Here is a 12,626-nt window from a genome sequence, read left to right as displayed (position 1 = left end):
CGTGTCGTCTCGCCACCACCATCACGATGAGCGCGCGCAGCTCGATCTGTTCCGGGCGCTGCCCGGCGATCTCGCGCCCCGCGATGCGCAAGACCTGATGGCCTATCCGTTCTTCTCGCTCGCCAAGTCGAAGCGCCTGGCGCCGATCGACTTCAAGGCGGGCTCGGTGAAGATCCGCGTCGAAGCCGTCCCCGAACATGGCATGGCCACGATCTGGGATGCCGATGTCCTCATCTGGGCCGCCTCCCAGATCGTCGAAGCGCGCGATGTCGGCTTGCGGCCGTCGCGCCTGATGGCGACCACCCCCTATGAAATCCTGAACTTCATCGGCCGCGGCGTCAGCTTACGCGACTACGACCGCCTGAAGGCCGCGCTCGACCGGCTGCAATCGACGACGGTGGCGACCTCGATCCGCCAGCCGACCGAGCGGCGGATGCACCGTTTCTCCTGGATCAACGAATGGAAGGAGCGCGCCGATCACCGCGGCCGCCCGCTCGGCCTCGAGCTGATCGTCCCCGACTGGTTCTACGGCGCTGTCCTCGACGACGCGCTCGTGCTGACGATCGACCGCAAATACTTCGATCTCACTGGCGGGTTGGAGCGCTGGCTCTACCGTTTGGTGCGCAAACACGGCGGTAGACAGGAGTTCGGCTGGAGCTTCGACTTTCCGCATCTCCACGCCAAGTCCGGCAGCCTCTCGCCGCTCAAGCACTTCGCCTACGACCTGCGCGACATCGTCCGCCGCCAGCCGCTGCCCGGCTACCGCCTCACCATCGAGCAATGCCTCGGTGGGCCGGAAATCCTGTCCTTCGCACCCACCGATCCCAACGCGCTCGGCATCCCGCGCCGCCGTCGCCGCTCGACAACTCGCACTGGGGATAAGCTGTGAATCGTCTCGTGCTATCAGGGACCGGCACTATCGTGCCATCGGGGACCGGACTCTCGTGCTATCGGGGACCGGAATCGCCGATTCCCCGAGCTGAATCAGGAGCTTGCGAGCCCCGTAACTTATCTAACCTGGATTCCTTCGGAATCTTTCTAACGGAACCCGCTTTTTCGCGCCGTGTGGACGAGTCCCCGATCGCCGGGAGACCGTCATGATCGTCGCGCTGCTCAACCAGAAGGGCGGCGTCGGCAAGACGACGCTGGCGCTGCATCTCGCTGGCGAATGGGCCCGCGACGGCAAGCGCGTCACCCTGATCGACGCCGATCCCCAGGGCTCGGCTCTGGACTGGTCGCAGCAACGCAGCCGGGAGGGATTGCAGCGGCTGTTCGGTGTCGTCGGCTTGGCGCGCGACACCCTGCATCGCGAAGCGCCGGAGCTGGCGCGTGACGCCGACCATGTCGTCATTGATGGACCGCCACGCGTCGCCAGCCTCATGCGCTCGGCGCTGCTCGCCGCCGACCTGGTGCTGATCCCGGTGCAACCGTCGCCGCTCGATGGCTGGGCCTCGGCCGAGATGCTGGCGCTGCTGGGCGAAGCGCGCATCTACCGGCCGCAGCTTGCCGCCCGCTTCGTGCTGAACCGCTGCGCGGCCCGCACGGTGCTCGCCCGCGAAACCGCTGAGACGCTGGCCGATCACGACCCGCCATTGCTCGCGACGACCATCGGCCAGCGCATCGTCTTTGCCGATGTCATGCAGACCGGACGGATCGCCGCCGAGCAGGACGAAGATTGTCCAGGCGCGCGCGAGATCGCCGCGCTCGCGACCGAGGTGACGAGGATCGGCGCATGAGCGCACGGTTCCCCAAGCGCGGCTTCGCATCCCGGCCCGGTGATCCCGAGAGCTGGATCAAGGCGCCTGATCGCCAGACCCAGCGCGCTCAACCCCCCGACGACTTCTCGGCCAGGCTGACCATCGACGTCACCGCCGACATGCGAGGTCGGATCAAGATCGCGGCCTTCCAGCGCGGCCAGACGGTCGCCGACATGCTCCGCGCACTGTTCGAGCGCGAATTCCCACCAGCCCCAGGAGACGCCCAATGACCGGTCTTGCCGCCGCATCCGCACGCGCCGGCCGCGCGCTTCACTCGCCGCCGGAGGATCTCACCCAGGTCCAACTCGTCTGGGTCGAGAAACAGGTCGAGCACTGGATCCGCTTCGGCCGCGAGGTCCGCCAACAGGTGGTCGACCGCCGCCGTCGCATCCTCTCCTTCGCTCCCGGCGCGACGTTCGCGCTGGTGCGCTGGGCCGCGAACGAGCGCGGCACCGTGCTCTCCCGGCTCGACATTCTGCGCGCCGTCGCTCCCGGCGAAGCCTGCCAGACGCTCCCGACCGTGACGCCCGGCGGCGACATTCTGCTGCGCGTCGACGGCTGGCCGAAGGTGGAGCGCATGCTCCAGCTCATCGACGCGATCGAGGCGGCCAGCATCGATCCGGTTGAGGTCGCGCCCGATCACTGGCGGCACGTCCACAACCGCCTTGCCGCCGGCGAGACGCCGCGCGGCTACACGATGCAGCGCCACCGCGCCTCCCTCCTGGCGCGGAGGATCGGCGCATGAGCCGGCGCGGCTACGCTATCACCACGACGGCCGCCGTGTCGTTGCTCGGCATCCTGTCGCTCGTATCCTTCGCGCCGAAGGTGATCTGGAACGCGTCGGCCAGCACGCCCATCGGGCTCTACGCGATTGAGCCGGACGGGTCCCCGGACGTCACCGATCTGGTCGCCGTGCGTGTGCCCGAACCGCTCGCGAGCTTCCTCGCCGAGGGCGGCTATCTGCCGCGTGGCGTGCCGCTGATGAAGCGCGTCGTGGCGCTTCCCGGCCAGCGGGTTTGCAGGAGAGGCCTCGCGATCACTGTCGACGCCGTGCCGATTGGAGATGCGCTGGACCGCGATCGTCGCGGCAATCCGCTGCCGATCTGGCAGGGCTGCCGCGTCGTCGCCGAGGGCGAGCTGTTCCTGATGAACTGGGAAGTCCGCGACAGCCTCGATGGCCGTTACTTCGGCCCGCTTCCCGCCTCCGCCGTAATCGGCCGGGCCATCCCTCTCTATACCGACGAGGACGGCGATGGCCGCTTCGTCTGGCGCGCGCCGACGCGGTGACGGCGTGCCCAATCCCAACCTCACCGCACATCCACGGAGGCAATCATGTCCCTGATAGGTCAGTTCACCCGCGACGATGGCGGCTTCATCGGCCACTTGGAAACGCTCCTGCTGCACCAGGACATTATCATCATTCCTGCCGAGCCGTCCGACGCTGAGAATGCGCCAGATTTCCGCGTGCACGTTTTCGACGGGGTGAATAACGAACCCAGCACCGAGCTCGGCGCGGGTTGGAAGCGCACCGGCGAGAAGGCCGGCGAGTACGTCGCGCTGCAGCTCGACGATCCATGCTTTCCGCAGCCGATCCGCGCCAATCTGTTCCAGTCGGCCGACGACAAATCGACCTGGGGTCTCCATTGGAACCGCCCGCCCAAGCGTGGCGAGCGGGACTGAGCGATGCCGGCCCGCCGCCATCACGCTGTCGTCGGACGGTTTCCCACCGTCCGGCGCACAGCCTTCCTCCTCCTTTCCGGCCTGCTTACCGGCCTGACGTCGACCGTCCCGGCCGCCGCACAGGACGCATCGGTGGAGCGGGCATCACCCAGCGATCCCTATGCCGGCCCTATCACCGAGGCAGCGCGCCGGTTCGGCATTCCGGAGGCGTGGATTCGTGCCGTCATGCGCGTCGAAAGCCGCGGTGATGTGCGGGCGATCTCGCCCAAGGGCGCGATGGGCCTGATGCAGATCATGCCGACGACCTGGTCGGATCTGCGCGCGCGACATGGTCTCGGCGGCGATCCCTACGACCCGCGCGACAACATCATGGCGGGCGCTGCGTATCTGCGCGAGATGCACGATCGCTACGGCTCGCCCGGCTTTCTGGCGGCCTACAATGCCGGTCCCGGGCGCTACGAGGAATATCGCGCCACCGGTCGCCCTTTGCCGGCCGAAACGCGCGCCTATGTCGCCGCTCTCGCGCCGATCATCGGCGGCGGCGATCTCGCTGCCGCCGTCACGGTAGCGACCGCCGATCCGCTCGCCTGGACCCGTGCGCCGCTCTTCATCGTGCAGGTCGACAGCAGGCCGCGTGCAGATCGGCAGCGGACCGACAGCGATCCAGTTGCACCACCCGCGCCGGAGTCCGTGCGCGATCCAACGCCGCCTGCACCTCGATCGGATGGTCTCTTCGTGGCGCGAACCGACAGTGCGGGGCCGCGATGATGGGCCCCGCACTCCCTGTGGCATTTTCGGGCTCTGGCGTGGATTTGGCGGCAGAAGTGGGAACAGCAGTCACCACAACCGCACGATGGCAGGATAAAGGGCCGCGATGTGCGGCCTTGTGCGGTTGTGGTTTTTCAAGGGTTTATGGCGCGTTTGCGCGAGGTGCGCCTGATCGGCGCAGCCTGCGCTCGCGGCGCTTTCCCAATGATTTCCTCGGCTTTGCGCGATGTGCGGGGCCATGCCCATGAGCGCCGAGGACGATTTCCGTATCCGTCCAGGTCGCATCCGTTCGACACGCGCGCAGCAGGCCAGACCCTTCATCGCGCAGGCGCTCGCCGCCGCGCAGAAGGCCGGCGGCGCGGTCTCCCGGCAAGGAAGGATCGGTCCTGGCAACCGCTCACGCTTCGGCCGCGGCCAGCGCGCGGCGGTGCAGGCCAACCGGCTGCTGACCGCCCGTTCGCGTGGCGCCGTCATCAAGGCCCGCGTCGTGCGCCAGGGCGGACGAAACGCGCCCCTCGGCACCCACCTCAATTATCTCCGCCGCGAGGGCGTGACCCGGGATGGAGAGAAGGCCCGGCTGTTCGGCCCCGGCGGGGATGACGCCGATCCGAAAGCTTTCGTGGAGCGGTGCGAGGATGACCGCCATCATTTCCGTTTCATCGTGTCGCCCGACGACGCGGTCGAGATGGCCGACCTCAAGGGCTTCACCCGCGAGCTGGTCGGGCAGATGGAGAAGGATCTGGCTACCCGCCTCGACTGGGTCGCCGTCGATCACTGGAATACCGAGCATCCCCATGTCCATCTGATCGTGCGCGGCGTGCGCGACGACGGCGAGAACCTCGTCATCTCGCGCGACTACATCAAGGAGGGCATGCGCGACCGGGCGCGCGATCTCATCACCCAGGAGCTGGGACCGCGCACCGATCAGGAAATCCGCCGGACCATTGAGCGCCAGGTCGAGTCCGAGCGCTGGACCAATCTCGACCGCCAGTTCGCGCGCGACGCCTACAGGACCGGCGTCGTCGATCTCGCGCCGCATTCGGACCGGCAGCCGGATGAATTCCACACGCTGAAGGTCGGGCGGCTGCGCAAGCTCGAAGGGCTCGGCCTCGCCAACGAAATCGGTCCCGGCCAATGGACGATCTCGGAGAAGGCGGAGGCGACGCTGCGCGAACTTGGCGAGCGCGGCGATATCATCAAGCGGATGCATCGCGCGCTGACCGACCGCGGCATCGAGCGCGGCGCGGCGAGCTATGTGCTCGCCGGGGAAAGCCTGAACGATCCCATTGTCGGCCGGCTGGTGACGCGAGGCCTCGACGACGAGCTCAAGGGCACGGCCTATGCCGTGGTCGACGGGGTCGACGGCCGCACCCACCACATCAAGCTGCCCGACCTCGAGGCCGCCGGCGACAGCGCGCCGGGTTCGATCGTCGAATTGCGCAAGTTCGACGATGCGCGAGGGCAGCGGCGCGTTGCGCTTGCCGTCCGCTCGGATCTCGACATCTCTGCCCAGGTCACCGCGACCGGCGCGACCTGGCTCGATCGGCAGGCGATCGCCCGCGAGCCGGTGGCGCTTGGCGGTGGCGGCTTCGGCGTCGAGGTGCGGGACGCGATGGACCGCCGCGCCGAACATCTGATCGAGCAGCGCCTGGCCGAACGCCACGGCCGCAGCGTCATCTTCTCCCGCAACCTCATCGACACGCTGCGTCAGCGCGAGGTCGATGCGCTCGGGGCGAAGCTCGCGGCCGAGACCGGGCGCCCGTTCGCAAAGGCGGGGTCCGGGGAATATGTCGCTGGCGCCTATCGGCAGCGCATCGCCCTCGCGTCGGGCCGCTTCGCGATGATCGACGACGGCCTCGGCTTCCAACTCGTGCCCTGGTCGCCCTCTCTCGAAAAGCACCTTGGCCAGCAAGTCTCCGGCGTCGCCCGCGGCGATGGCGGGGTCGACTGGAGTTTTGGCCGCAAACGCGGCCTCGGCCTGTAGCCCGTAACCAAGAAAGGACCCCGCCATGTCGGCGACCAAAATCCTCTGGGGCCAGATCCTCACCGTCTTCATGATCGTGCTCTTCACGACCTGGGCGGCGACAGAGTGGACGGCCTATCGGCTCGGCTTCCAGCCCCAGCTCGGCCCGCCCTGGTTCGAGCTTGCGGGCTGGCCGATCTATTATCCGCCGGCCTTCTTCTGGTGGTGGTACTTTTACGATGCCTATGCGCCGCCGATCTTCGTGGAGGGCGCCTATATCGCGGCGTCCGGCGGCTTCATCTCGATCGCCGTGGCGATCGGCATGTCCGTTTGGCGGGCACGTGAAGCGAAGAACGTCGAGACCTATGGTTCGGCACGCTGGGCTCGGGATGAGGAAGTAAAGGCCGCCGGCCTGCTCGGTCCCGACGGCGTGATCCTCGGCAAGCTCGACCGCGACTATCTTCGCCATGACGGCCCGGAGCATGTGCTGTGCTTCGCGCCGACCCGCTCCGGCAAGGGCGTGGGGCTCGTCGTGCCTTCGCTCCTGACCTGGCCAGGCTCGGCGATCGTGCATGACATCAAGGGCGAGAACTGGACGCTGACCGCGGGCTTCCGATCGCGGCATGGCCGCGTCCTGCTGTTCGATCCGACCAATCCGAAGTCGGCCGGTTACAATCCGCTGCTCGAGGTGCGCCGTGGCGAGTGGGAGGTCCGCGACGTCCAGAACATCGCCGACATCCTGGTCGATCCGGAAGGATCGCTCGAGAAGCGCAATCACTGGGAAAAGACCAGTCACGCGCTACTGGTCGGCGCGATCCTCCATGTCCTCTATGCGGAAGCCGACAAGACGCTCGCCGGCGTTGCCGCCTTCCTCTCTGATCCGAAGCGGCCGATCGAATCGACGCTGGCCGCCATGATGAAGACCGCGCACCTTGGCGAAACCGGTCCCCACCCCGTCATCGCCAGCGCAGCGCGCGAGCTGCTGAACAAATCGGACAATGAGCGCAGCGGCGTGCTCTCGACCGCCATGTCGTTCCTAGGCCTCTATCGCGATCCCGTCGTCGCCGAAGTGACAAGGCGCTGCGACTGGCGGATCGCCGATATCGTCGGCGGCAAGCGGCCGTCGACGCTTTACCTCGTGGTGCCGCCCTCGGACATCAACCGGACCAAGCCGCTGATCCGCCTGATCCTCAATCAGGTCGGCCGGCGTCTTACCGAGGATCTGCAGGCCAAGGGCGGTCGCCACCGGCTGCTCCTCATGCTGGACGAGTTCCCGGCGCTGGGACGGCTCGATTTCTTCGAGTCCGCGCTCGCGTTCATGGCGGGCTACGGCCTGAAGAGTTTCCTGATCGCCCAGTCGCTCAACCAGATTGAAAAGGCCTACGGGCCCAACAATTCGATCCTCGATAACTGCCATGTCCGCGTCAGCTTCGCGACCAATGACGAGCGAACCGCCAAGCGCGTGTCGGACGCGCTCGGCACCGCAACCGAGATGCGGGCGATGAAGAACTATGCCGGCCATCGGCTTTCGCCATGGCTCGGGCACATGATGGTGTCGCGGTCGGAAACCGCCAGGCAGTTACTCACGCCCGGCGAGATCATGCAGCTTCCGCCCTCCGACGAAATCGTCATGGTCGCCGGCACCCCGCCGATCCGTGCCAAGAAGGCGCGCTATTACGAAGATCGCCGGTTTCAGGAACGAGTTCTGCAGCCGCCCGCGATCACCAAGCCGGATGGGGTCTCGACCGACGACTGGAGCAAGCTGGCGTTACCGGCGTCGCCGGAGATCGTGAGAGCTGCGAGGGAAGCCAATCCGGACGAGGAGGACACAACGGATTCCGAGCGCCGCCGCCAGCCCGAGCTGAGCCGCGTGCAGCCGATCGCTAAGGTGGCGCCGATCGAGAATGAGTTCGAGATCGACCCGGCGGACGATGCCGATGACGACGCCGCGCGCCTCAGTCGCATGAACCAGAACATGCGGCAGGTCGCGCGCCAGGCTTCGCTCGACCCGGGCGACGGCATCGAGCTTTAGGAGTGCCGCGATGACGAAATCCCCGAAGAAGCAGCGGCTCTCCGTCTATCTCGACCCCGACGTCATGAAGGCGCTCTCTGCGCATGCGGCCCGGCGTGGCCATTCGCTGTCGCTGGTCGCAGAAGCCGGCATTGCGTCCTTCCTGTCGCCTGACGCGGTCGAGCGCCAGGAAGCAGCCATCACCAAGCGGCTCGACCAGCTCGATCGGCGCATGACCCGCATGGAACGCGATGTCGGCATCTCCGTGGAGACGCTGGCCATCTTCGTTCGCTTCTGGCTAGCCACGACGCCGGCATTGCCCGAGCCTGCCGCTCAGGCCGCTCGTGCTAAGGCCGGCGAGCGGTACGAGGCGTTCATCGCGGCTCTGGGTCGCCGACTCGCGAGCGGCCCAAAGCTCAGGCAGGAGATTTCGGAGGATATCAATCAAGCGCATCGGGCAGAATAGTTTCCGCCAACACGGCTATAATAGCGAGCGCATCCATCGAAGATATCAAACATCAATGCCGGACGATCGAAAAGATATCACGGATTTCCGAGCATAGATCGTTTCCACGGGCATAACTATCGTATCGCCTGACTAAGGAGGCGATACAATGATTTGCACCACGATCCATTCCATAACCGCGCCTGCAGCAGGTCGCATCAAAGGACCGGCGGGCGCTCTGCTTACAATCATTTTGCCTATCGGACTGTTCTTCGGGTCTTCAGCCGCCGCTCAGGAGGTAGATGGAGAGCGCTTGTTCCGGCAGCGTTGCGCCGCCTGCCACAACATCGAGCCGGGACAAACCAAAATGGGCCCCTCACTCCTTGGCATTATCGGCCGGACTGCCGGCAGCGTCGAAGGCGCGAACTATTCCCAGGCGATGCAATCTTCCGGCATCACCTGGGATCGCCAGTCACTCGAGACCTTTCTCACCGCGCCGCGCCAAATGATCCGCGGGACACGGATGACCGTCAGCATCCCCGATGGCGCACAGCGGGCTGCAATCATCAACTACCTCGAGAGCCAATCACCAGATTGAGGAGAAGCATTCATGACAGCCTTCACGATCAACGGACAAGCGGTCAATGTCGCCGCCGAACCGGATACACCGCTTCTTTGGGTGATCCGGGAACATCTGAAGCTCACCGGCACCAAATTCGGCTGTGGAATTGCTCAATGCGGAGCCTGCACCGTCCACGTCGACGGCGAGCCGATGCGCTCCTGTCAGACTTTCCTGGAGGATGTCGCCGGCCGGAAGGTCACAACGATCGAAGGTCTGTCGCCGGATTCCAGCCATCCGCTGCAGAGGGCTTGGATCGCCGAGCAGGTGCCGCAATGCGGCTACTGCCAATCCGGCCAGATCATGCAGGCGGCCGCCCTTCTTGCCGCCACGCCCAACCCCACCCGCGAACAGATCGTCGACCACATGGACGGGAATATCTGCCGTTGCGGGACCTATGTCCGCATCATCAGCGCGATCCAGCGCGCAGCAAGGGAGGGCTGAGCCATGACCCCGATTCTCCAGCCTCAAAGCCGCGTGCTGTCGCGACGTAGTTTTCTCGTCACGACCGGCGGCCTCGGCATCGCTGTCGCGTTCGGGAGCGTGCCCGACCTTGCCAGCGGCGCAGCCATGGCACCCGCCGCCGAGGGCGACTTCCGTCCCAACGCCTGGATCACGATTGGCGTGGATGGCACGGTCAGCATTATTTCGCCGGCCGTCGAAATGGGCCAGGGCATCACGACAACGCTGCCTCTGCTCGTCGCGGAGGAACTGGATGCCGATTGGAGCCGTGTGCGGGTGGTCCAGGCGCCGTCCGACGCGGAAACCTACGGCAATCCTGGTTTCTACGGGATTCAGCTTACCGGCGGCAGCGAGTCGACGCGCGGGTACAATGCGCTGCTTCGCATGACCGGTGCCCAGACACGATTAATCCTGCTGACGGGCGCAGCTGGGGTGCTAAACGTGCCAGTGGGTGAGCTCGAGACCGAGCCCCACAGGGTTCTGCATCCAACCTCGGGGCGCTCGTTGGACTACGGTGAGATCGCTGCCAGGGCGGTGCTTCCGGATCCGTTGCCGCAGGCCACAGAGGCCGACCTGAAGCAAAGCCACAGGTGGCGCTATATCGGAAGCAGGACGATCCAGCGCATCGACGTACCCTCGAAGGTCAATGGAACCGCGGTCTTCGGTATCGACGTTCAGCTTCCGGACATGCTCTACGGGGCGGTCCTGCGGGCGCCGGTTCAGGACGAACGGCCTGAGACCATCGACGATGCCGAAGCGCGCGATGTGCCCGGCATCACCCATATCGTCCCACTGTCGTATGGCGTCGGCATTGTCGGCGAAACCGTTGAAGCCACGCGGCGCGCGAAAGATCTGCTCAATGTGACCTGGAGCACGACGTCAAGGGTTCGCAACTATAGCAGTCAGCGGCTGCTCGACGAGTATCGCGCCGTCGGCCGCGACCTTGGCCAGCAAGGCGTTCCCGCGCATACCAATGGTGACGCCGAGGCCGCGATCGCTGGCGCCACGACGGTCATAGAAGCCGATTATATGAGTGACCATGTCGCCCACGCGACCATGGAGCCGATGAACGCCACGGCGCTCGTGACCGGCGACAGGGTGGAGATCTGGGCGCCGACGCAAGGTCCGACGGGCACACAGGGCTTCGCAGCAGAGGTGGTGGGCACCACGCCTGACAAGGTCAAGGTGAACACAACCCTGCTCGGCGGCGGCTTCGGACGCAAGGCGGAGGCGGACTTCATCATCGATGCAGTGTCGCTGGCCAAAGCCGTGGAGGGCCGACCGGTTAAGGTCATCTGGAGCCGCGAGGACGACGTCCGGCACGACAAGTTCCGGCCGCTCGAGGCGCAGCACGTCAAGGTCGGGCTCGATGCCGAGGGGAACATCGTCGGCTGGCGTCACCGCATTGTGGCGGATTCGATCTTTGCACGAACCTTGCCACCGGTGTTCGAAGAAGCAGGCGGCCACGACGACGTCGTGACCGAGGGTGCGAAGTTCAATTATACTGTTCCCGCCCATCAGATAGAATATCTACGCCAGGACAACGGTCTCGCCATCGGTTTCTGGTTCGCCGTGGGGGTCGGCTATACGAGGTTCGCAATCGAATGCGTTGTCGACGAGATCGCCGCCGCCAGAGGCATCGATCCGGTCGCGTTGCGGCTGGAGCTTCTCAAGGACCAGCCGCGCGCGCGCAAGGTGATCGAGACCGTGGCCCGGATGGCTGAGTGGGACCGGGCGCGAGACGGCCGGGGGCTCGGCGTCGCTTACTCCGATGCCTTCGGCTCGCATTGTGCCCAGGTCGCCGAGGTCTCGCTCAACCGGGACACCGGCGCCATCCGGGTGCACAAGGTCTGGTGCGCGATCGATCCCGGTGTGGCGATCCAGCCTCTCCATATCGAGGCCATGATGATGACCGGCATCACCAACGGTACCGGCCATGCGCTGTTCGAGCAAATCAACGTCGTCGACGGCGAGGTGCAGGAGTCGAATTTCGATACGTACCGGGTGATCCGAATGTCCGAGGCGCCTGAGATAGAAGTAGCTGTGGTGCCGACGCCCGGGAGTCCTTTTGGCGGCATTGGTCAGGCAGGTCTTCCCCCCACCGGCCCGGCAATCGCCAACGCTGTCGCGCGGCTCACCGGAGGTGTGCGGCTTCGCCACTACCCGTTCACGCCAGAACGAGTGAAGGCAGCTCTGGATACCTGAATCTTCTTTGGGCAACGCAGCCCCCCACAACTGGCTCGGCGAACGACTTCCCATAGCCGCGCGGCATCGCGGCTATGGGCTCTCCCGTTCAATCACTGCCGGCGGGCGGCCATTCAAGAATTTGTAGGAATGGGCAATTTTTCTGAAGGATCGCGCGTGTCCGTCTGAGCGAGAAAAGAATAGCCTCTCAGGCGACATAGCTGAAATCCTGAGAGTTGTTCATGTCCTATGCGATCTCCGTCAATGGCCAGATTCACCACGTCGAAGATGACGGGCAGACTCCTCTTCTTTGGGTGCTTCGCGACACGCTGAAGCTCACAGGCACCAAATATGGCTGCGGGGTCGCGCAATGTGGCGCCTGCACCGTGCATGTCGATGGCACACCGATGCGCTCCTGTACGCTCCCGCTGGAAGTGGCTTCCTCGGCTCGAATCACGACAATCGAGTCCGTCGAAGGAGTCGAGGCGCAGGCGATCCGGGACGCATGGGTTGCGCGCGATGTTCCGCAATGCGGATTCTGCCAATCCGGGCAGATCATGAGTGCCGTTGCGTTGCTCCGCACCCTCAAGACACCTACAGACCGTGACATCGATGTGGCCATGAGCGGCAACATCTGTCGCTGCGCCACGTACAACCGGATTCGTGCCGCGATCCATGACGCTGCAGCGCAACTCGGCGCGGCCCGATGAGGTGGCGACGATCCCGTTCCGAGCCGC

14 protein-coding genes are annotated in these 12,626 nt (G+C 65.6%); all 14 read left to right on the top strand.

All coding sequences use genetic code 11. The annotated features are described in order from the left end of the window. Position 1: 1 nt before the first annotated feature. A complete protein-coding gene (locus DUT91_RS11115; RefSeq protein WP_114440459.1) occupies positions 2–889 on the top strand; it encodes a replication initiator protein A in 888 nt (295 codons plus the stop codon). 208 nt (positions 890–1,097) lie between these two features. Continuing rightward, positions 1,098–1,736, top strand: a complete 639-nt coding sequence (parA, locus tag DUT91_RS11110) for a ParA family partition ATPase (RefSeq protein WP_114440458.1) — start codon at positions 1,098–1,100, stop codon at positions 1,734–1,736. Beyond that, positions 1,733–1,987 carry a hypothetical protein gene (locus DUT91_RS11105; protein ID WP_114440457.1) on the top strand — a complete coding sequence of 85 codons (255 nt, stop codon included), beginning with the start codon at positions 1,733–1,735 and terminating at the stop codon, positions 1,985–1,987. Before parA ends, DUT91_RS11105 begins: the two co-directional genes overlap by 4 nt. Next, the gene (locus DUT91_RS11100; protein WP_114440456.1) at positions 1,984–2,502 is read left to right on the top strand and encodes a DUF2840 domain-containing protein; all 519 of its coding nucleotides are present in this window, start codon (positions 1,984–1,986) and stop codon (positions 2,500–2,502) included. Before DUT91_RS11105 ends, DUT91_RS11100 begins: the two co-directional genes overlap by 4 nt. Next, positions 2,499–3,044: a S26 family signal peptidase gene (locus DUT91_RS11095; protein WP_114440455.1), complete on the top strand. Its 546-nt coding sequence runs from the start codon at positions 2,499–2,501 to the stop codon at positions 3,042–3,044. Before DUT91_RS11100 ends, DUT91_RS11095 begins: the two co-directional genes overlap by 4 nt. Positions 3,045–3,089: 45 nt before the next feature. Continuing rightward, positions 3,090–3,437 (top strand): DUF736 domain-containing protein, encoded by a 348-nt coding sequence (locus DUT91_RS11090; protein ID WP_114440454.1) that lies wholly within the window; start codon positions 3,090–3,092, stop codon positions 3,435–3,437. A gap of 3 nt (positions 3,438–3,440) precedes the next feature. Further along, positions 3,441–4,205 (top strand): lytic transglycosylase domain-containing protein, encoded by a 765-nt coding sequence (locus DUT91_RS11085; protein ID WP_114440453.1) that lies wholly within the window; start codon positions 3,441–3,443, stop codon positions 4,203–4,205. 244 nt (positions 4,206–4,449) lie between these two features. Then, on the top strand, positions 4,450–6,189 hold the full coding sequence (locus tag DUT91_RS11080; protein WP_114440452.1) for a relaxase/mobilization nuclease domain-containing protein: 1,740 nt from the start codon (positions 4,450–4,452) through the stop codon (positions 6,187–6,189). A gap of 25 nt (positions 6,190–6,214) precedes the next feature. Beyond that, a complete protein-coding gene (locus DUT91_RS11075) occupies positions 6,215–8,200 on the top strand; it encodes a conjugal transfer protein TraG (RefSeq protein WP_114440451.1) in 1,986 nt (661 codons plus the stop codon). 10 nt (positions 8,201–8,210) lie between these two features. Beyond that, entirely contained in the window at positions 8,211–8,645 is a 435-nt protein-coding gene (locus DUT91_RS11070) for a CopG family transcriptional regulator (RefSeq protein WP_114440450.1), read from the top strand. 292 nt (positions 8,646–8,937) lie between these two features. Next, entirely contained in the window at positions 8,938–9,222 is a 285-nt protein-coding gene (locus DUT91_RS11065) for a c-type cytochrome (RefSeq protein ID WP_342634449.1), read from the top strand. Positions 9,223–9,234: 12 nt separating this feature from the next. Beyond that, a complete protein-coding gene (locus DUT91_RS11060; protein WP_114440448.1) occupies positions 9,235–9,687 on the top strand; it encodes a (2Fe-2S)-binding protein in 453 nt (150 codons plus the stop codon). A gap of 3 nt (positions 9,688–9,690) precedes the next feature. Next, the gene (locus DUT91_RS11055) at positions 9,691–11,910 is read left to right on the top strand and encodes a xanthine dehydrogenase family protein molybdopterin-binding subunit (RefSeq protein WP_114440447.1); all 2,220 of its coding nucleotides are present in this window, start codon (positions 9,691–9,693) and stop codon (positions 11,908–11,910) included. Positions 11,911–12,131: 221 nt separating this feature from the next. Further along, the gene (locus tag DUT91_RS11050; RefSeq protein WP_114440446.1) at positions 12,132–12,599 is read left to right on the top strand and encodes a (2Fe-2S)-binding protein; all 468 of its coding nucleotides are present in this window, start codon (positions 12,132–12,134) and stop codon (positions 12,597–12,599) included. Positions 12,600–12,626: the final 27 nt, after the last annotated feature.

It is taken from the genome of Paramesorhizobium salinisoli, from assembly GCF_003335045.1.
GTDB lineage: Bacteria > Pseudomonadota > Alphaproteobacteria > Rhizobiales > Rhizobiaceae > Paramesorhizobium > Paramesorhizobium salinisoli.
This window is presented reverse-complemented; position numbering and strand designations above follow the sequence as displayed.

Bases quoted from the DNA above. Each gene is read 5' to 3' on its own strand.
- parA (WP_114440458.1), top strand. From the start codon at position 1,098: ATGATCGTCGCGCTGCTCAACCAGAAGGGCGGCGTCGGCAAGACGACG.
- DUT91_RS11085 (WP_114440453.1), top strand. From the start codon at position 3,441: ATGCCGGCCCGCCGCCATCACGCTGTCGTCGGACGGTTTCCCACCGTC.
- DUT91_RS11095 (WP_114440455.1), top strand. From the start codon at position 2,499: ATGAGCCGGCGCGGCTACGCTATCACCACGACGGCCGCCGTGTCGTTG.
- DUT91_RS11090 (WP_114440454.1), top strand. From the start codon at position 3,090: ATGTCCCTGATAGGTCAGTTCACCCGCGACGATGGCGGCTTCATCGGC.
- DUT91_RS11075 (WP_114440451.1), top strand. From the start codon at position 6,215: ATGTCGGCGACCAAAATCCTCTGGGGCCAGATCCTCACCGTCTTCATG.
- DUT91_RS11105 (WP_114440457.1), top strand. From the start codon at position 1,733: ATGAGCGCACGGTTCCCCAAGCGCGGCTTCGCATCCCGGCCCGGTGAT.
- DUT91_RS11055 (WP_114440447.1), top strand. From the start codon at position 9,691: ATGACCCCGATTCTCCAGCCTCAAAGCCGCGTGCTGTCGCGACGTAGT.
- DUT91_RS11070 (WP_114440450.1), top strand. From the start codon at position 8,211: ATGACGAAATCCCCGAAGAAGCAGCGGCTCTCCGTCTATCTCGACCCC.
- DUT91_RS11050 (WP_114440446.1), top strand. From the start codon at position 12,132: ATGTCCTATGCGATCTCCGTCAATGGCCAGATTCACCACGTCGAAGAT.
- DUT91_RS11080 (WP_114440452.1), top strand. From the start codon at position 4,450: ATGAGCGCCGAGGACGATTTCCGTATCCGTCCAGGTCGCATCCGTTCG.
- DUT91_RS11060 (WP_114440448.1), top strand. From the start codon at position 9,235: ATGACAGCCTTCACGATCAACGGACAAGCGGTCAATGTCGCCGCCGAA.
- DUT91_RS11100 (WP_114440456.1), top strand. From the start codon at position 1,984: ATGACCGGTCTTGCCGCCGCATCCGCACGCGCCGGCCGCGCGCTTCAC.